The sequence below is a fragment of the Corynebacterium sp. c25Ua_47 genome, assembly GCF_039907205.1.
GTDB classification, from domain to species: domain Bacteria; phylum Actinomycetota; class Actinomycetes; order Mycobacteriales; family Mycobacteriaceae; genus Corynebacterium; species Corynebacterium hiratae.
Map to the genome: position 1 here is coordinate 127049 of NZ_JASBOH010000004.1, position 18534 is coordinate 145582.

At 63.9% G+C, this 18534-nt stretch carries 15 protein-coding genes and 1 pseudogene; 2 read left to right on the forward strand and 14 right to left on the reverse strand.

What is annotated here, in order from left to right; all coding sequences use genetic code 11:
* Positions 1–32 precede the first annotated feature (32 nt).
* From QKE52_RS05420 to QKE52_RS05445, 6 genes are all read right to left on the reverse strand, one after another.
* On the reverse strand, positions 33–770 hold the full coding sequence (locus tag QKE52_RS05420; protein ID WP_175973804.1) for an ABC transporter permease: 738 nt from the start codon (positions 768–770) through the stop codon (positions 33–35).
* Positions 767–1519: an ABC transporter permease gene (locus tag QKE52_RS05425; protein ID WP_175973806.1), complete on the reverse strand. Its 753-nt coding sequence runs from the start codon at positions 1517–1519 to the stop codon at positions 767–769. Before QKE52_RS05425 ends, QKE52_RS05420 begins: the two co-directional genes overlap by 4 nt.
* Positions 1516–2559, reverse strand: a complete 1044-nt coding sequence (locus tag QKE52_RS05430) for an ATP-binding cassette domain-containing protein (protein ID WP_175973809.1) — start codon at positions 2557–2559, stop codon at positions 1516–1518. Before QKE52_RS05430 ends, QKE52_RS05425 begins: the two co-directional genes overlap by 4 nt.
* Entirely contained in the window at positions 2556–3635 is a 1080-nt protein-coding gene (locus QKE52_RS05435; protein ID WP_347948350.1) for a saccharopine dehydrogenase, read from the reverse strand. The genes QKE52_RS05430 and QKE52_RS05435 overlap by 4 nt, the downstream gene beginning before the upstream one ends.
* Positions 3636–3801: 166 nt before the next feature.
* Positions 3802–6048, reverse strand: a complete 2247-nt coding sequence (locus QKE52_RS05440) for an ATP-binding cassette domain-containing protein (RefSeq protein WP_347948351.1) — start codon at positions 6046–6048, stop codon at positions 3802–3804.
* A 107-nt stretch (positions 6049–6155) separates the two neighbouring features.
* Complete coding sequence (locus QKE52_RS05445) at positions 6156–6659, reverse strand: ECF transporter S component (RefSeq protein ID WP_230307979.1); 504 nt, start codon at positions 6657–6659, stop codon at positions 6156–6158.
* Between the two features lie 627 nt (positions 6660–7286).
* Here QKE52_RS05445 and QKE52_RS05450 point away from each other — a divergent pair.
* Positions 7287–7682, forward strand: a pseudogene (locus QKE52_RS05450) (IS110 family transposase); the annotation flags it as partial.
* A gap of 2 nt (positions 7683–7684) precedes the next feature.
* Here the strand turns inward: QKE52_RS05450 and QKE52_RS05455 are convergent.
* The 3 genes from QKE52_RS05455 to glf form a co-directional block, all read right to left on the reverse strand.
* Positions 7685–8293 carry a protein tyrosine phosphatase gene (locus QKE52_RS05455; RefSeq protein WP_347948352.1) on the reverse strand — a complete coding sequence of 203 codons (609 nt, stop codon included), beginning with the start codon at positions 8291–8293 and terminating at the stop codon, positions 7685–7687.
* Positions 8294–8382: 89 nt separating this feature from the next.
* Entirely contained in the window at positions 8383–8580 is a 198-nt protein-coding gene (locus QKE52_RS05460) for a hypothetical protein (protein WP_070545133.1), read from the reverse strand.
* An 81-nt stretch (positions 8581–8661) separates the two neighbouring features.
* Entirely contained in the window at positions 8662–9858 is a 1197-nt protein-coding gene (glf, locus tag QKE52_RS05465; protein ID WP_347948353.1) for a UDP-galactopyranose mutase, read from the reverse strand.
* A gap of 169 nt (positions 9859–10027) precedes the next feature.
* On the opposite strand from glf, the gene QKE52_RS05470 reads away from it, so the two are divergent.
* Entirely contained in the window at positions 10028–11974 is a 1947-nt protein-coding gene (locus QKE52_RS05470) for an N-acetylmuramoyl-L-alanine amidase (protein ID WP_347948354.1), read from the forward strand.
* Between the two features lie 109 nt (positions 11975–12083).
* Here the strand turns inward: QKE52_RS05470 and QKE52_RS05475 are convergent, their stop codons facing one another.
* The 5 genes from QKE52_RS05475 to QKE52_RS05495 all read right to left on the reverse strand — a co-directional run bounded on the left by QKE52_RS05475 (position 12084) and on the right by QKE52_RS05495 (position 18452).
* Positions 12084–13184, reverse strand: a complete 1101-nt coding sequence (locus QKE52_RS05475) for an HNH endonuclease signature motif containing protein (RefSeq protein WP_347948355.1) — start codon at positions 13182–13184, stop codon at positions 12084–12086.
* A gap of 123 nt (positions 13185–13307) precedes the next feature.
* The gene (locus QKE52_RS05480; protein WP_347948356.1) at positions 13308–14153 is read right to left on the reverse strand and encodes an HAD family hydrolase; all 846 of its coding nucleotides are present in this window, start codon (positions 14151–14153) and stop codon (positions 13308–13310) included.
* A gap of 190 nt (positions 14154–14343) precedes the next feature.
* On the reverse strand, positions 14344–15891 hold the full coding sequence (gene glpK / locus QKE52_RS05485) for a glycerol kinase GlpK (RefSeq protein WP_347948357.1): 1548 nt from the start codon (positions 15889–15891) through the stop codon (positions 14344–14346).
* Between the two features lie 24 nt (positions 15892–15915).
* The gene (locus tag QKE52_RS05490) at positions 15916–16653 is read right to left on the reverse strand and encodes an MIP/aquaporin family protein (RefSeq protein WP_101736142.1); all 738 of its coding nucleotides are present in this window, start codon (positions 16651–16653) and stop codon (positions 15916–15918) included.
* 74 nt (positions 16654–16727) lie between these two features.
* Positions 16728–18452, reverse strand: coding sequence for a glycerol-3-phosphate dehydrogenase/oxidase (locus QKE52_RS05495; RefSeq protein WP_070818627.1), 1725 nt, complete (start codon positions 18450–18452; stop codon positions 16728–16730).
* Between the last annotated feature and the right edge of the window lie 82 nt (positions 18453–18534).

Consider the following 18534-nt stretch of genomic DNA (forward strand, 5'->3'; position numbering starts at 1 on the left):
CGTCGGCGGCGATGCCCCCGTGGACGTGCCCGTCATGCAGACTCCCCCGGCCTCGTTTTCACGGCGATGCCCCACGCCGCAAGCACGGCGATGCCTAAGAACCAGGCCGCGCAGACCACCAGACCCGCAGCCCCGGTGCCGTTGACGGCCTCGCCGGCCGCGGATACGGGGGTGTGCCCGGCGATTCCGCGCAGGAGGGGACGGAAGTGGTCGGCGGGCATGAGCACCGTGTTGACGAACATCGCAACGATGATTAACGGGATGAGGGCCACGGATCCCTGGGGGCTGGTGATGGAGAACGCGATGTACGTGCCGGTGCATGCGGCCGCCGCGGCAACCATCGCGCCGGTCACCGCGATCCTCCACCACCAGGACGCCTCAGGGGGGCTGTCGGAAAGCAAGGCGGCCATCGCCGCGACGACGACCGTCATCGCCATGATCCGGATGAACTCGGCGATGATCCGTGCGGTCGGCACGGCCGCGTACGGTGCCGGCATGGTGATCAACCGCTCGTGGAGGCCATTGCTGCGTTCAACGAACACAGTGGACGATCCCGTGATGGCCAAGATGAACGCCCACGTCGTCACGACCAGGATGACCGCGTTCGGGAGTTCGAACTCTCCGGTGAGCTGCCTGACCAGGCTACCGAACATGCGGTTGACGATGAACAGGTACACGAGCGGAGCAATGAACGTCATGAACCAGAAGTCGGGGCGCCGCAGCCAAATGTGGGCAATGCGCCGCAGATGCACGAAGATGGGGCCGATCATGATTCGCTCCTCGAGGTGAACCGGCGGATGAACAGGACGATTCCGGCGACCGCCGCGACACCGAGCCACAGGGCTGCCTCTTCCCCGGCACTATCCGGGAAGGCATCCGGGGACGCCGCCCTGATCACCTCGATGATCGGCGAAAACGGCATGTGACGTACGACGTCGCGCAGGGAGCCGTCCAAAGCGGTCGCCGGAATGAACGCGGTGGAGAACATGAGCAGCAGCATTTCCAGCGCCTGGATCGATGAGGCTGTCGACACCGGGGCGGGCACCATCAGGATCACCCCGTCCGTGACCAGGGACAGGACCGCGGCGGCGAGCAGTGACCACAGGACTGTCCACGCGACGTCACCGAGAGCCATGTCGAGGCCACAGGCCCACGCGACGATCAGCAGCGCCGCGATCGACGCGGACATCCGCAGCACATCGGTGGCGAGCCTGCCGGCGACATAGCCGCCCGTGGCCCCGGGCAACACGCGCACACGGTCGACGAGCCCGGATTCGACGTCCTGTCCCACCGCCATCGCCGACGCCGCGGCGGTGAACATCGCCGCCTGGAACAGGCAGCCGCCGAGCACGAAACGCAGGTACCCGAAGCCGGATTGCCCTGCCGAGTACCCAAACACCGCGTACAGGCACAGCAGGAAGAGGGGAGGAACGACGAACATGGAGATCAGCGACGCGGTGTTGCGTCGCAGCAGCAGCAGATCCCGACGGAGAAACGCCGCGACCGACGTCGCACTCATCGCGCCGCACCCCCCGCGTTCATCGATATGAACACTTCGTTGAGGGTGGGCGGCGACACGCTCAGCGAATCCGGCAACGTTTCCGAGGCCTCCATCGCCCGCGCCACCGCCTCGAGGACCTGCGGTCCGGGGTCGACGTCGAGGGACACCAACTTCCCCGCGACGCGGGCACGGTCCAGACACGCTCCCCTTAGGCAGCGGGCGAACGCCTCCGCCTCGGCGGTGGTGGCAAAGGACACGCGGAGCACGTGCGACCCGAAGTCGCGGCGCAATTCCTCCGGCGTTCCGCTGGCGACGATGCGGCGGTCCTTGAGCAGATGGACGTGGTCTGCCAGCGCCTCCGCCTCTTCCAGGTACTGGGTGGTCAGCACCAGGGTCATTCCGTCGTCCCGCAGTTGCCGGATGAAGCCCCACAACTCTTCGCGGCTGACCGGGTCCAGCCCCGTCGTGGGTTCGTCGAGGAACAGCAACCTGGGCACGACGCACAGCGACGCGGCGATGTCGAGGCGGCGCCGCATGCCACCCGAATAGGCCGACGCCAGCGTCGAGGCACTGTCCGCGAGCGAGAATTGCGCGAGCAGTTCCGTCGCGCGGGCGGCCGCGTCGGCGCGGTCGAGTCCGCGCAGACGCCCGAAGAACTCCAGGTTCTCCCGGCCGGTGAGGTTCTCGTCAATCGCCGCGAATTGGCCGGTGGTGGCAATGTCGGCACGCGCGCCCGCCGGATCCTCTTTCACATCGCGCGAGAAGATGCTCACCTCGCCGGAGTCTGCGGTGATGAGCGTCGACAGGATTCGGATGAGGGTGGTCTTGCCTGCGCCGTTGTGGCCGAGGAACGACACGATCGACCCGGCGGGCACGGTGAAACTCACGCCGTCGAGCACATGCTTGCGCATCCGGGCGCCGCGCTTTCCCTTGCGCCCGCCGTCCGGCGGAGCACCTGCCCCGCCTTCGGGCGCGGTGCCGGCTTTGCCCGCAATCGGGTAGCTCTTCGTGAGGTCGCGGACGACGATCGCCGCACCCCGTTCAGCTTGATCTGTCATCGTTTCTCCTTTTCTTTGGTGTCGCAGTGGGCCGCTGCCGGCAGTGGCCCCGTGGTCGGGTTGTCATGCGGCGTTTCGATATGGATGCCCGCATCGCGGGCGAAGGCGAGGACCGGTTCGAGGAGCCGGGGGTGGCCGACGAGATCCCGGCACCCCGGCGCGACCGGCTTCCCCGCGACCGACGCAACGGTGGCGGCAGCAATCGCCGCGGTCATTTTGTAGGAACCTGGGCCGGTCGCCCGGACTACGGTCGTCTCGGCCGCCGACCCCGCATCGCCCGCGCCGGCGGAGGACAGTGCGATGACCAGCTCGGCGGGTTGCGGAGTGCCGTTCGCCCGCGCCTTCCGCGACGTCACGGCCGCCCCGAGACGGGCGAGCAGACCGGAGACAACGGACATCGCGTACAGTCTCGACGTGCGGATCTTCTCCACCGACTCATCGGGGAGAGCATCGAAGGCGACGTGGTAGGAAAATCCGAGGATCGAGGGGCACACCCCGCGTACGACGTCGATGTCCGGGCATTCGTAGCCGATTCCGCTTTGCGACGACACCAGGTTGCGCCACACTTCGACGATGGCGCCGCCGAGCATCGCGCGGTATCCGCCGCGAATGGTCCGGAGCATCGACTCGACCGACGCGGCCCCGGATTCCTGGTCGGCGCCAATTCGCAGATCGACCCGCACATCGCGGACCTCTTCGGCCCCCGCAGCGCAGGCCCCGAGCATCAACAGGGCCGTCGACAAGCCCGGGCACAGGCCGAACCCGGTGAGCACGGGAACCCCCTCCCGCCGAGCATCCCCGTCGAGGGCCATGATTGCGCGGCGGGCGTCGATCGAATCGTTGACGTCGATGTACCCGGTGCCTGAGTCGATGCAAGCACGGGCGAGTGAGTCTGCATGCACCTCGAACGGGCCGATGCCGGCTTCGGCCAGCCGAGTCGCAGCCGCCACCGCCTCCGCATGGACCCGGCCGTACGGGACGAGGACGTCCCGCCGATTCTCGACGAAGGTGATCCCCTTCTTCGTCTCATCGGCCTTGTCCCGAAGCACGTCGCTGATGGTCCGGATCGTGTTCACTGGTACCTCTTTCGGTTGCCGGCGCCATGCCGGTGCCGGGCGGACCGGGCCCGCATGGCGCGACCCGGAGGATGTGTCTGAAGGGTTGAAGCAACTGGGTGGGGCGCGTCTCCGTACAGGCTCGGAAACGCTCGCGGGCTCGGGGCCCGCCGGTTCCGGGTGCCCGTCAAGTCACTGCGGACACCAGGGCGGCAACGAAGGCCGCGGCGGACGCTGCGGCCGCGAAACCGTCACGCACTCGCCAGGGGTGATCGGTGCGGAAGGTACGTCGCGGATGGCGGCCGAAGTTGCGCATCACCAGGGTCAGGGACAGCTTTTCGGCACAGCGCACGGCGCTGACGAACAGGGGAAAGGCGATGCGCGCGGGCGTCGTCGCGCGAATGAAGCCGGAGCGGAAAGACTGCCCCGGTCGCATCGAGCGCAATCTAATCGCCCATGTCAGCTGGGGGATTTCGCTGCGCAGGAACGCCGCGATGCTCACCCCGGAAATCGCTATGGTGCACCATGTGTAGGGCACCCGGAGGCGTTGCACCATGGCGTCGAAAAGCTCCTCGACGCGCATACACGCGGAGACCAGGACCGTCCCCGCAAACACGGCCGTCAGTAGCAGTCCGTGATGGATGCCGTGGCGGACAGCCTCCGCCGGATCCCCACTGCCGTAGAACTCGGAGCGCCACCCGAGCAGGCCGAAGAACACCCCGATCAACAGGACGAGGAGGACCTTCCCCGCCGTCGCCCGAACGTCGCGTTCCGCGATCGCAGCGAGTGCGAGGAACGCGACCCCCGTCAGAGCGAGAACGGCGTCTCCGCCGGAGAGCAGCCCGGCGACGAGGACGAGCATCACCGCCGCGACAATCGTGATGGCGTTCAACCCCGCGCGCCTTCGAGCGGCGGATCCACTGGTCCAGGGGCTTTCGTCCAAGGACGTCCGTGCGCCGGCCGCGGGCAGTGCGCGATCCCGCCGGGACGACTCCGGGGAAGCCGGCACGTCGGCTGCGGGACCGGACCAGGCGACCTTCCCTTCGGCGACGATGCTCGCCCGATCCGCCCACGTTCGCGCAGCACGGCGGTCGTGGCACGTGAACACAACGGTTCCGCCGGCCCCTGCGTATTCCGCTAGGGCATCCAGTACGATGCGCGAGCTCGGCGAATCCAGATGCGCCAACGGCTCGTCGAGAAGCAGCAAACGGCGATTGGCCGCCACCGCCAGGAAGATGCCCAACCGTCTTTTCTGTCCGCCCGACAGGACGAACGGCGAGACGGGGTCAAGTGCCCGGGGGCACAAGGCTTCCCGCAGTTTCCACAGCTCATCGGCGCCGAGTGGTCCGTGCGGGTCCGTGCCGGCCAGCGCGGAGTCGATTTCCGCGGCGACGGTCGCGCGGGTGAACTGGTGCTCGGGGTTCTGGAACGCCAACGACGCGAAGGCGTCGGGGACGCGCCGGGCGGACGCGCCGTCAATCCGGAGGTCCGCTCCCGCCTTCATCTGGCCCGACAGCACCGCCAGCAAGGTGGACTTACCGACTCCGTTGGCACCGACTAGGGCATGAATCTCGCCCCGTTCCAGTGTCAGATCGGCCCCGTTCAGGATCCGCTCCCTGCCCCGGGCCACATGGGCTCCGGTCAAGGCCAGCAGTGGAACGGCGTCCGCCTCCGATTCCGGATCGGCGCCATCCCCGGCTCCCCGGGGCCTTCGCCGCCGGTCCGGACTGAGACGGTCCGGTGCCCCCGTGCCCGGCGTACTGGCGTCCGGCGCTCCGGCGGTCGCGGCCGACGTCGCAATGTCCTTCACCGCGATGCCATCCGGCGCTCCGTGGGCGGCGACGCTCCCGTCCGCATCGAGGATCGTCACCGTGTCGACCCACCCGTCGAACGGGCGGAGGTCGTGCTCGATGAGCAGGATGACGCGCCCCGGGGCCCGCAAATCACGGATGGCGGCGAACAGCGACCGGCGACCGTCCTCGTCGACGTGGGCCGCGGGCTCGTCGAAGATCATGACCTCCGGCGCCCTGGCCACCGCACCGGCGATGGCCATCCGCTGGCGTTGCCCGCCCGACAAAGCCCACGGATCCTTCTCCGCGAGCTCTGACAGCCCGAGCTCTGATAGGGCCGCGGCTGATCGCTTGGCGACGATGTCGGCTTCCACGAGGGAAAACTCGAGGGCCATGGCCACGTCATCGACGACTCGGAGCGTGAGCACCTGCGTCGCCGGGTCTTGCCCGACGAAGGTGACTCGGTCCCCGTCCACGGGGCATTCGGTGCCGTCGACATCAACGATGTGCACGGATCCGGCATGGTCGATGGGGATGTGCGAGGGGATCAGTCCAGCGATGAGGTGGGCCAGGCTCGTCTTTCCGCATCCCACGGGTCCCGTGATGACATTGATCGTGCCGAAGTCGAAGGAGAGATCCACCATGTCGGGTGCCCATCGCCCATCGGCGTGCCGCACGCCCGCGCCCCTAACCCGTAACCGGGCCGGGGCCGTCCCGCGTGTCGCACCGGCGCACGCGGGTGCTCCGCCGGTCACCGGGTGACCCCGCGGCTGCGAAGCCCCTTTGCGACGGCAAAGCCCAGGACCAAAAACACCAAGCTCGAGGCCAAGGCTACGGCGAAGCTGATCAGGGTCATGGGCGTGGTCGGCGAGTCGACGCCAACTGCGCGCGGGGCCATCGTTCCCATCAGCGCGGAGAACAACATCGCCGACGCCACGAACTGGGTACGCGTCCACCGCCGGTACAGGGTGACCATGAATGGAAGCTCGATGAGCAATCCTTCCATGATCAGCGCCCCGATCGCGGCGACGCCGAACGGGGTGGTCGCCGCGGACACGACGCCCATGGCAAGGCACGCAATGAGGCTCGCGCCAGGCTTGCGGACGACGATGAGGGGAACGACGCACTGCAGGAACCACAACCCGAGCGTCGCCGCGACGAGATAAACGTGGGCGATGCCGGCGAACACCTGCAGGTAGGTCAGGGGCACGACGACGAGAGACCCCGCGACGCCGATCGCGGCGGCGACGAGCATATCGCGGGTGGATGGTCGGCCACCCGCTGCGACCGGTGCGACGTGTACCAACCGCCCGTCGTCCGTCTGCGACGCCACCGCGTCGCCGTCGCCCGTCCCGTCCGGGCCCGCGTCCCCGACTCCCCCTCCGGAGAGGGGTTCTCTGGTCGATCCACGTTTTCTGTTCATCGTCGCCGCCTCGCTTCCGTTGCCGATTCCCGATCGGAACATAACTTGAAACAGTATTAGGTTAGGCAATCCTTATCAACTTATGCCAGACTCGAATTATTGACTTTGCCCCCGCTTCCCCCCATTACGTTGTTAGCAGTTCCACCTCAGGGCACCGAAGATTCATAGCCTGTCCACCCGATTGGGCTGGTTATGTTTATTTCCGGTCCCTCCGTCTGAAAGGACAGTGGAACTAGTCGCTGGCTTCGGTATGGCTTGTTCCCGCCCCTGTCTGAAAATGATCCGGGGGTGATGCCGCCGAAGACAGTGACATCCTCAAACTGCTAATAGGAACCCGACCCAGCCCAGGTGGTATGAGGTCTCACAGTAATGTGGATGCCAGCGCAAGCACGTCCGACAACCCCAGCGATGAAGCTTAAATAGTCCAACTTCTAATTCATCGCTAGGAGGCATACACCGATGGCCTATGACTTCGTCATTGGCGTAGACGTCGGCAAATACTTCCACCACGCCTGCGTCCTCGATCCCCAAGGCAGGCAAGTCCTGTCCAAACGCATCAATCAGCATGAAGGCTCGCTACGCAAGCTCTTCGGCCAATTCCTCGCCGACAACGCCTCGGCCCTTGTCATTGTCGATCAGCCAAACAACATCGGCCGATTAACCGTCGCAGTCGCCCAAGACATGGGGGCAGATGTTCGCCATCTACCAGGGCTTGCGATGCGGCAGCTCTCTCGCATCCACGTCGGCAACTCCAAGACCGATGTACGCGACGCCTACGTCATCGCCCATGCCGGTCTTAACCTTCCAGATTCCCTGCACAGTGTCGACCGCGTTGAGGAAGTCTTTATCCAGCTGATTTAGGCCGTGACAGCGGCATCCTCCGAGATGGGCTCGATGCCCAGGCGGTTGAGCATGTAGAGCACGCGGGCGCCGAGGTCATCGGCCAGCTCACGGGTCTCTTCCACGGTTTCGGCGGTGGCGATGTCCCAGATCTTGACGTCCTTGCCGGCTTCATCGCGCGGGATTTCGCGGCCGAGGTACACAATGATGTCCGGGATAGTGACCAAGCGTAGGTCCTCGACGTAGCGGTCCGGGTGCTTCGCCATGCCGCGCTCTTGGAGCACGTGGGCCATGTGGGAGTCAGGGTCGTTTTCCGGGTGGGCTACGGCGGCGTCCACCAGCAGCGCGTTACCGGCATACTTCTTCGTCAAAGCCACGGCTGCCTGCGCCAGCGCATGGTCGGCACCTGCCGAGAAACGCACGTGGATGCGGTGGGTGCCGAAGTGCTCGCGCACCTCGCGCTCCACCATCACGGGAATGAACTCTTCTAAAGTCGCGCCAGCCTCGTGACGCTCAATGGTGGCATCGAGGAAGGAGTCAATCTCCTGGGCGGTGTACTCGTGGCCATAATCTGCGTGTAAATCCTGGCGCAACGTATCGAAACGGCGGGCGTTCGGGGAAGTCATCTCTAAACTCACTTTCTGTTCGCCTATTGTTAACCTACTGTTAACCTTAAGTGATTGTTGGCCAGACCACAAGTTTTATTTTCTTTGGTCTAGTTCCGTACGCTGGCACAACCTCCCCATAAACGGCCAAAGGCCCGCCGGGTGTTCCGGCAGGCCTTCCTGGATTGTTCCTTCTTCTTATCGGGAATGCGCGTTGCGCGACTGCGCAGCTTGAGGTGTTCCTCGAGCCGCTCCGGGGACATCTTCCACATACTGCGGTCTGCGCGCTTCTTTTTGCGCTGGGCCATGCCGTCACCTCCTTTCATCGAGGTGTCTCAGCATAGCGCGCCACGCTGCGCTACCGGGAGCGGCCGGGCCAGCGCCGTGGCCTAGTGACCGCGCTCCTGCGTGATGGCTTGGCCATCACGGAAATAGGGAGCCAGCTTGTTATCGAACATGCTCAGCGCGGAGGCGATGGCCATGTGCATGTCCAGGTACTGGTAAGTGCCCAGGCGGCCGCCGAAGAGGACCTGGTTCTCGCGGGCCTCAGCGGCAGCGAGCTTGCGGTAAGCCTCCAGCTTGGAGCGGTCCTCCGGGGTGTTAATCGGGTAGTACGGCTCATCGCCCTTCTCCGCGAAGCGCGAGTACTCCTTCATGATCACCGTCTTATCCTTGGGGTACTTATCGGCGCGCTCCGGGTGGAAGTGGCGGAACTCATGGATGCGGGTGTAGTCCACGTCCGCGTCGTTGTAGTTCATCACCGGGGTGCCCTGGAAGTCACCGGTCTCCAGCACCTCCATGTCAAAATCGAGCGTGCGCCAGCCCAACTCACCCTCGGCGAAATCGAAGTAGCGATCCAGTGGGCCGGTGTAAACCACCGGCGCGTTTGGCGACGCCTCTCGCAGCTCCTCGCGGACGTCGAACCAGTCGGTATTGAGGCGGACGTCGATAAGCTCATGCTCCGCCATCTTCTCCAGCCAGGCCGCATAACCATCGACAGGCAGGCCTTCGTAGGTGTCGTTGAAGTAGCGGTTGTTGAAGGTATAGCGCACCGGCAGGCGCGTGATGTTGCCGGCCGGCAGCTCCTTCGGGTCGGTCTGCCACTGCTTGGCCGTGTAATCACGGATGAAAGCCTCGTAGAGCGGGCGGCCAATGAGCGCGATGGCCTTCTCCTCCAGGTTCTGCGCCTCATCTACGGCGAACTCGCCGGCCTGCTCCTTGATGAGCTCACGCGCCTCATCCGGGGAGTAATAGCGGCCGAAGAACTGGTTAATCAGGCCCAGGCCCATGGGGAACTGGTAGGCCGTGCCGTCGTGCATGGCGAAGACGCGGTGCTGGTAGTCGGTGAAGTCGGTGAACTGGTTGCAGTACTCCCACACGCGCTTGTTCGAGGTGTGGAAGAGGTGCGCGCCGTACTTGTGGACCTCGATGCCGGTCTCCGGCTCGGCCTCCGAGTAGGCGTTGCCGCCCAGGTGCTCGCGGCGCTCGACGATGAGCACCTTCTTGCCCAGCTGGGAGGCTGCGCGCTCGGCCACGGTCAGGCCAAAGAATCCAGATCCAACAACGATGAGGTCATATGCAGTCATGAGCATCAGCTTAAAGCAGTAACGCGCATAGAACGGCGGGTGACACCCAAGCGAGAAAACTCGCGTGTCACACCCCCTTTCACTCCAACACCTGACGTAACATCTGTCCCGTTAGTTAACTTTTTGCGCTCCTCTTAACCTTGTGGCGCACACCATCCTAGGAGTAACAGTGCACCTCAAACGTCGTCTTGTTCCCGCGAAATCGACGTGGTCGACGCCGGTTATCGCTACGGTCACCTCGATCGCTGTGGTCGCTGCCGCAGCCGTGGGCGGCCAAACCCTCATCCAGACTCAGGAAGCGGGCAGCGGCCCCATCGAAGTGAGCTCGGCCTCCGAATCCTTCGGGTCCGGCGAAACGGTCGTGGTGGATGACCCGGCCATCGCCGCCCAGGGCGAGGGCGAAGGCCCGCGCGCCGTCAAACAATTCCATCGCGATGAGACCTTCTCCTCCTTCGCCGTCACGTGGAAGGGCTCGCGCGACGTCGCAGCTTTCGTCCGCGCCAAGCAGCCAGACGGGTCCTGGTCCGAGTGGTACGACATGGACTCGATGTCCTACAACAACGATGATCCCTCCGCCACGAACGGCACAGAGCTCATCTTCGTGGGCGATACCAATGACGTGCAGGTTTCCATCAACAACGTGGATCTCGTGACCGGGTCGAATCTGGACGAAGAGTTCACCGAAACCCCCGTCGAGGACGCCGCGCTTGACGACGCCTCCTTCAACGTCGGCGACATCGCCCCCGTCGCCGAGACCGAAAAGCTTCCGGCCAATAGCGACGTGGAAGGCCTCGAGGCTGTCTTCATGGACGGCAACGCCCAGGAGGGCGAGGTTATTGAGCCGACCGCTGAGACCGATGGCATGCCGCGCGTGGTCTCGCGCGCAGGTTGGGGCGCGGATGAGAATATCCGTTGCAAGGGCGCTGACTATGACGACGGCGTGAAGGCCATTGCGCTACACCACACCGCGGGTTCCAATAACTACACCCGCGCGCAGGCGGCCGCGCAGGTGCGCGCCGCGTACAAGTACCACGCCCAGAACCTGGGGTGGTGCGATATCGGATACAACGCGCTGGTGGATAAGTACGGCACCATCTACGAGGGCCGCTACGGCGGGCTCGACGAAGCCGTGCAGGGCGCCCACATCGGTGGCTTCAACCGGAATACGTGGGGCATTTCCATGATTGGTAACTACGAGACGGCTCAGCCAACGGAAGCCTTGCTGGAATCCGTCACCGACCTGGCTGGCTGGAAGGGCGCGATTTCCGGTGTTGATCCGACCTCCCGCGTTTCCCTGCGCTCGGCGGAGAACTTCCGCGGCTCGCGCTACCCGGCTGGTGCCTCTGCCTCGGTCTATGGCCTCTTCGGGCACAGCGACGTTCACTTCACTGCCTGCCCGGGGCGCTACACCATCGCACAGTGGCCGAAGATTCGCCAGGCGGCGCACAAGAAGTACCTCGCCATCAAGTCGGGCGCGTCTGGTTCGACGTCCACAGACTGGGGCAGCGTGGATACACCTACGCCGGATACCTCCGGCTCCACGCCGAACGACAACGACGCGCCTTCCGCTCCTGCACCGGCAGCTCCCGCACAGGAGGCAACGTCCTCGCTGGGCGATACTGAAATCCCGATGAGCACCATCACCGCACTAGTCGGCCTGGCTGGCACCCTCTTCGCCATTATGTATGCCCGCTCCGAGCACCAGGTTGACATGAACCAGACGGTCAATGGCCTGCCGGTGGAGCAGATCCCGGGGATCGTGACCAAGGTGCTTTCCCTGAGCAAGAACGAGGGCCTGAAGGAAACGTGGACGGCAGTCCTTAACGCCTTCGGCCCGGCTCTGGGCCTGGCTGTTGGCGGTCCGGATGAGTCGGCCGGCATCATCTACCAGCTCTTCCAGAACGGCGTCGTGCTGAGCTCCGAAGAGACCGGTACGCACGCGCTGGTGGGACGCATCGCGAAGGAATGGGCCTCGGGCAACAACGCGGCGACGCTCGGCCTACCGACCTCCGACGAACTCCCCACCGGCTTCGGCAAGGAAGTCCGCGTGCAGTTCCAGGGCGGTTCCATTGTCTACAACCCGGAGACTGAGCAGATTCAGGTCTTCACGAACTAATCCCAGCCGCACCGCGTGTGCGCAAAACTCACGCGCACAGCCCTGTGGGATCGCCGATATTGCGGGAGCCACCTCGGTGGCTTCCGCTTCGGCATGTTATCTATTGGATTTAGGTATCCGGCGGGGATCCGCCCACTACGCCCCCGTTGGCCTGCTGCTTCAACGCTGCTTGTGCTGCCTTGTAGGCCGCCTGGGAAGTAATCGGCTCCGCCCAGGGTGGCACATAATCCACCCCGCCCCGCAACCGGAAGACATAGCCAGCACCAGTCGGCTTATCCGGGTCATCATCATTGATGCCATTGTGATACGCACATAACATCGTCAAATTCGGCGGATCCGTCGCCCCACCCGCCTTCCACGGCACCAAATGATGCACCTGACAATAATCAGCCGGCTTATTGCACCCTTCACGCGCACACGTCGGATGCTCCGCACTGGCCATTAACCGCTGCTCAAACCCAGCTAAACGCCGCACCCGATGCAACCACACCGGCCCAATCGTTGGATGCACCAACGTCACATACCCAACCTCGGCAAACTTATAGGTTACAAACTCCCGACCCGTCATCCGCCCACCGTTGGTAAGCACAAGCTCAATATCATCGCCCTCACCGCGCACGATCTGATCCAACTCATCCAAGGTGACCACCACATTGGTCGCTACCGCAGGCTTGCTTCCCCCATGAGCCTTAGCAAAGAACACCTGGCCTGCCGCATCCAACAAATCAGCCGAATTAATCGACTCCAAGGTTCCGCGCATCTCACTAATGCGCAAGGCTGAATCAGTAATCGTCAACGAATGCGGACCCGACTTTCGATACGTCAACCGCACCCCAGGTTCAGGCACCCGCCGCGGCCGCAACTGCTTCAACCGTTCCTTCGCCACTTTCGGGATACGGTGTGCCGGAGTCGCCGCAAGCCGAACGCGCAGATTCCACGCATCCAACTCCTTTTTCACCCTGCCGGTATACGACTCAATCAAGCTCAACGTCGCCAGATCATGCCTTTGAGAAACCGCCGCCGCACGCGCCTGGCGCTGCTTGCCCGTAAAACGCGTCGGCCCGAAATACACCGCATGCAGCCCAGTCAACTCCGCAGCATCAGCCACAGAAGCACCACGCGCGCGTAAGTCATCCACACTGCCTACCGCAAGCCCCACAAGATCCAACCCCGAACTGCGATAGGAGAAATAAGTCTCCAAATCCCCCATGCCCACGAGACTAAAACACCACCACACACCCCGCAACCGGAGGCAGAAAACTCTCAGAATCTGCTACAAAAAGGGCAGGTAGCGCTGGGCTTCACGGCTACAGCGCGGCGGGGTACAGCAGCACTAGAACCAGCGCTCAAGCACCTTTGCCACACCTGCCTGGTGATGCGCTACCGTCACCGCATCTGCCGCCTCCATGACCTCTGGGTGAGCGTTCTCCATGGCAACCCCGCAACCTGCCCACTCGAGCATCTCGATATCGTTGGGCATATCGCCAAAGGCGATGATGTCTTCGCGGGCGATACCGTGGTGCTCGGCCAGCCACTTAATTCCGCGCCGCTTCGTCACGTTGGGGGCCGCCACCTCGAGGATTCCCTCGGACATTGAGTAGGTCACGTGGGCCAGCTCGGAATCGATGTGCGGAGCAATAAGCTCGTAGAGTTCCGATGCGGAGAACGCGGTGTTGCGGATCAGCAGCTTCACCGCCGGTCGGGACACCAATTCGCCGACGCTCACGAGGCCGAAGCCTTCAAAAAGCGCATTCTCCGAATAGTGCGATTCCACCACGAAGAGTTCCTCCACCGGATCCAAGACCGAGCCTCCCGTGCGCTCCGCGCCGAAGCCAACACCGCCATGGGGCTCGAGTACCTTCGTGGCCACCTCCACGATTTCCGCGAGGGCTTCAGGCGAGAGCTCGTGGGCGGAGAGCACGCGGTCTTCTGCCGAGTCATAAATCACCGCACCATTTGATGTCACGCACACCGGGCGCACGGTCAGCTGCTCCAGTACGGGCATGATCCAGCGGAAGGGCCGGCCGGTCGCCAACGCAAACTCGCTGCCCGCGGCAACTGCTCGGGCCACTGCCTCGCGGTTTCGCCTGGGAACTCGGTGGTTCCGGTCCAACAAGGTGCCATCGATATCACTGATGATGAGGCGCGGAGCGCGGTCCGAAAATACGTCACTGGCCATAGCCCTGAGTCTACGTCAGAGCGATGCACACAAGAGCGCACCCGCAACCGCTGGTAGCCACAACAACGTCCACTGCAGCGTTAGATCCCCACCACCGTGCCGCAGCCCGCCACTCGCACAACGACGAAGACGGCCGCCACGAGAATGCTCGTGACAGCCGCGCTTGCCTGCAAAGACTGCTACTTAGCCCTTAAGCGATAACGTCGTCATCGTCCACGTCTTCCCAGTTCAGGGAACGCTTGATGGCGCGCTTCCAGTCGCGGTAGAGAGCCTCGACCTCGTCCTTCTCGCGCTGCGGCTTCCACACCTTGAAGTCACCCTGCTGGGAGCTCAGCACGCTGAGATCATCCCAGAATCCGGAGTCCAAGCCGGCAGCGAAGGCCGCACCGGTAGCGGTGGTCTCCACGTTCTTCGGGCGGTGCACCTCCACGCCAAGCATGTCCGCCTGGAACTGCATGAGCAGCTCGTTCATGGTCATGCCGCCGTCGACGCGCAGCTCTGTGATCTCCACGCCGGAGTCCGCCACCATGGCATCGGCGACGTCGCGAGTCTGGTACGCGGTGGACTCGAGGACCGCGCGAGCCAGGTGCTTGCGGTTGGCATAGCGGGTCAGGCCCACGATGACACCGCGGGCATCCGGGCGCCAGTACGGAGCGAAGAGTCCGGAGAAAGCCGGCACGATGTAGACGCCGCCGTTGTCCTTGACCTCGCGAGCCAGGTTCTCAATGGACGCGGAGTTCGGGATGAGCTGGAGGTTATCGCGCAGCCACTGCACCAGGGAACCACCCATGGAAACGGAACCCTCGAGCGCGTAGACCGGGCGCTCGCCCTCGCGCTGGAAGCACACGGTGGTCAACAGGCCGTTCTCAGAGAACTTCGGGGTGGTACCGGTGTTGAGCAGGAGGAACAGGCCGGTACCGTAGGTATTCTTGGCGGAACCCGGGCGGAAGCAGCCCTGGCCGAACATGGCGGCCTGCTGGTCACCTAAAATGGCGCGAATCGGCACGCCGGCCAGCGAGCCGCGCTCGCGCACGGTTCGGAAGTCACCCAGGGACGGGCGGATCTCCGGGAGCATGGACGTCGGGATACCCATCTCCTTGCACAGTTCCTCATCCCACTCGAGCTTCTCGATGTCCATGAGCAAGGTGCGCGAGGCATTGGTGACGTCGGTGGCGTGCAGGGCCTCCTGGCCGTTGTCACCGTCGGCACCACCGGTGAGGTTCCACAGCAGCCAGGTATCGATGGTGCCGAAGAGCAGCTCGCCCTTTTCAGCGCGCTCGCGCGCACCCTCGACGTTATCGAGGATCCACTTGACCTTCGGACCGGCCGGGTACGAGTTGATGATGAGGCCGGTGCGGCGGCGCCACTTGTCCGCACCCTCGTCGCCGGCGAGCTCCTTACAAATCTCTGTGGTGCGGGTGTCCTGCCAGACAATGGCGTTGTACACCGGCTTGCCCGTGTTCTTGTCCCACACAACGGTGGTCTCACGCTGGTTAGTAATACCGAGGGCGGCGATGTCTTCGACGTTGATATCGCCGTTGGCCAAAGCCTCACCCACCGCACGGCGGGTATTGCTCCAGATCTCCTCCGGGTCATGCTCGACCCAGCCCTTCTCCGGGAAGATCTGCTCGTGCTCGAGCTGGCCGACGGACACCTGTTCGCCGTCGTGGTTGAAAATAATGCAGCGGGTAGACGTGGTTCCCTGATCAATTGCTGCAACGTAGCTCTTGGTAGACATTGTTTTCTCCTTGTCGGGGTTGGTTTAAAGAACCATGGACAACAGGCCAACGGCGACGGCCGCCAGCATCGGTGCAACTACCGGGACCCATGCATAGCCCCAGTTGGCGTCTCCCTTGTCCTTGATGGGAAGGACGAAGGCGTACATGATGCGGGGGCCAAGGTCACGGACCGGGTTAATCGCGTAGCCAGTGGCGGTGCCGAGGGACAGACCAATAGAGACGATGACGAAGGCAACACCGAAGTAGCTCAGCGGGCCCAGCTCTCCTCCGGTTGGGCCGAAGGCGATGAACATGAGCAGCACGCAGGTAGCGATGAACTCGGTAACCGCGTTCCACCCGTTATTCGGGTGCGCGGGCTTGGTAAAGAAGATGCCCCCGGTGTTCTTGTTGGCGCCGGTGACGTTGCCGGCTTCGTCGAGGTTGTTGGCGTCGAAAAGCTGCTTAAAGGTAGCCCAGGCAAGGAATGCACCAAGCATGGCGCCGAGAATCTGCCCCAGCAGGTAGTAGGGAACGAGGCCCCACTCGAGGGAACCGTTCACGGCCAGCATGATGGTGACCGCCGGGTTGAGGTGGCCACCGGTGGGGTCGGCAACACTAGCGCCGATGAACACCGCGAGGCCCCAGCCCATAGCGATGACGATCCAATCCGAACCGCGTGCGCCCGAGGTTCGAAGGTTAACAACGGCGCACACGCCGTTACCGAGCAAGAGCAGCAGCGCAGTGCCGATGAACTCCCACAGGAATGCATCCATTCCGGTCATTAGATGTCCTTTCTTATCTGCCTAGGCCAAGGGCCCAGCGAGGGATATCCACCGCTCGCTGGGCCCCGTGACTTTTAGGCTTCTTCCTTGGTGGCTCGTGCGCTTCCTGCGCGCTCGAGGATGTCATTTGCCTCACGGTCGGTCAGCGCTGCCTCGGCGGCGAGCTCTGCCTCGGTGTGCTTGGTGAAGTGGGAGACTTCGCGCTCAATATCGGCCTGATCCCAGCCCAGCAGCGGGGCAACGAATTCAGCGATCGGCTGCGCAGCGGCGACGCCGCGGTCGGCGAACTCGATGGCCACGCGCAGACGACGGGCCACGATATCGTCGATGTGCAGGGCACCCTCGTGGGTTACGGCGTAGCGAACCTCAGCCCAGATGTAGCTCTCCGCGCCTGGAACCGGCTCCAGCAGCGTGGCGTCCTCAGCAGCCGGGGCCAGCACCTCACCGATCAGCGAGCCATAGCGGCCGAGCAGGTGCTCGATGCGCTCTTCGCTGAGGTTATAGCGGCGAGCCAGCGCCGGTACCTGGTTGGCCAGCGCGTGATAGCCATCCGCGCCCAGAATCGGGGTGCGCTCGGTAACGGACTCGGACACCTTAGTACCCAGCTCCTTCACGGCCAGGTCCACGGCATCCTTACCAATGACGCGGTAGGTGGTGTACTTGCCGCCGGCGACGGAAACCATGCCCGGTGCCACGCGGGCCACGGCGTGGTTGCGGGAGAGGTTGGTGGTGGAGTCGGACTTGCCGGACAGCAGCGGGCGCAGGCCGGAGTACACGCCAACGATGTCATCGCGGGTGATCTTGTTGCGCACGCGCTGGTTGACCTGATCCAGGATGTAGTCAATATCCGCCTTGGTCGGGGCCGGGTCCGGCAGGGACAGGCCCTTTTCCCAATCGGTGTCGGTGGTACCGATGATCCAGTACTCACCCCACGGGATGACGAAGAGCACGGACTTTTCGGTGACGAAGCACAGCGCGGCTTCCGCGTCGAGAGCATCCTTCGGAACCACGATGTGCACGCCCTTGGAGGCATGAACCGTGAACTTTCCTTCGACGCCGGCCATCTGCTGAATCTTGTCGTTCCACACGCCGGTCGCGTTGATGAAAACCTTGCCTTTGACGGTGGCCTCGCGGCCGGTTTCCAGGTCGCGGACCTTCGCAGCGGTGACGCGTCCGCGGGCGTCCTTCTCAAAGCCAATCACCTCAGTGCCGGTACGCACGTTGGCCCCGTATTCGGCGGCGGTGCGCAGGACGGTCATGGTGTGGCGGGCGTCGTCGACAAGCGTGTCGTAGTAGCGCACGCCACCGACGACGGCGTCCTCCTTGAGGCCCGGGGTCACCTTCAGCACGCCCTTGCGGGTGAGGTGCTTCTGCATCGGAACGCTCTTGGCGCCACCCATAAGGTCATAGAGGGTAAAGCCGCCAAACATCATGACGCGCTCCCAGCCGCGGTGGGTCAGCGGGAAGATGAACTTCAGCGGCTTCACCAGGTGCGGTGCGAGGGTGGACATGTTGAGCTCGCGCTCCTTGAGGGACTCCGCCACCAGGCGGAAATCAAACATGGCCAGGTAGCGCAGGCCACCGTGGAACATCTTGGAGGAGCGCGACGAGGTGCCAGCGGCGAAGTCGCGGGCCTCGAGCACAGCCGTCTTCAGGCCACGAGTGGCCGCATCCACGGCGGCGCCGGCGCCTACGGAACCTCCGCCGATGATGACGACGTCATAATCCTCGGTGGAGTAGTCGTTCCAGGTCTTTTCAAAATACTCAGGGTTGAAGCTTGTAATACTCGTCGTGCTCATTGTTGACTGAGTCTCCTCTCTCGCTGCACGGCGTCAGAAAGTCCTGTCCAGTTGACGGAATGCGCAGCATATCGTGCTCATC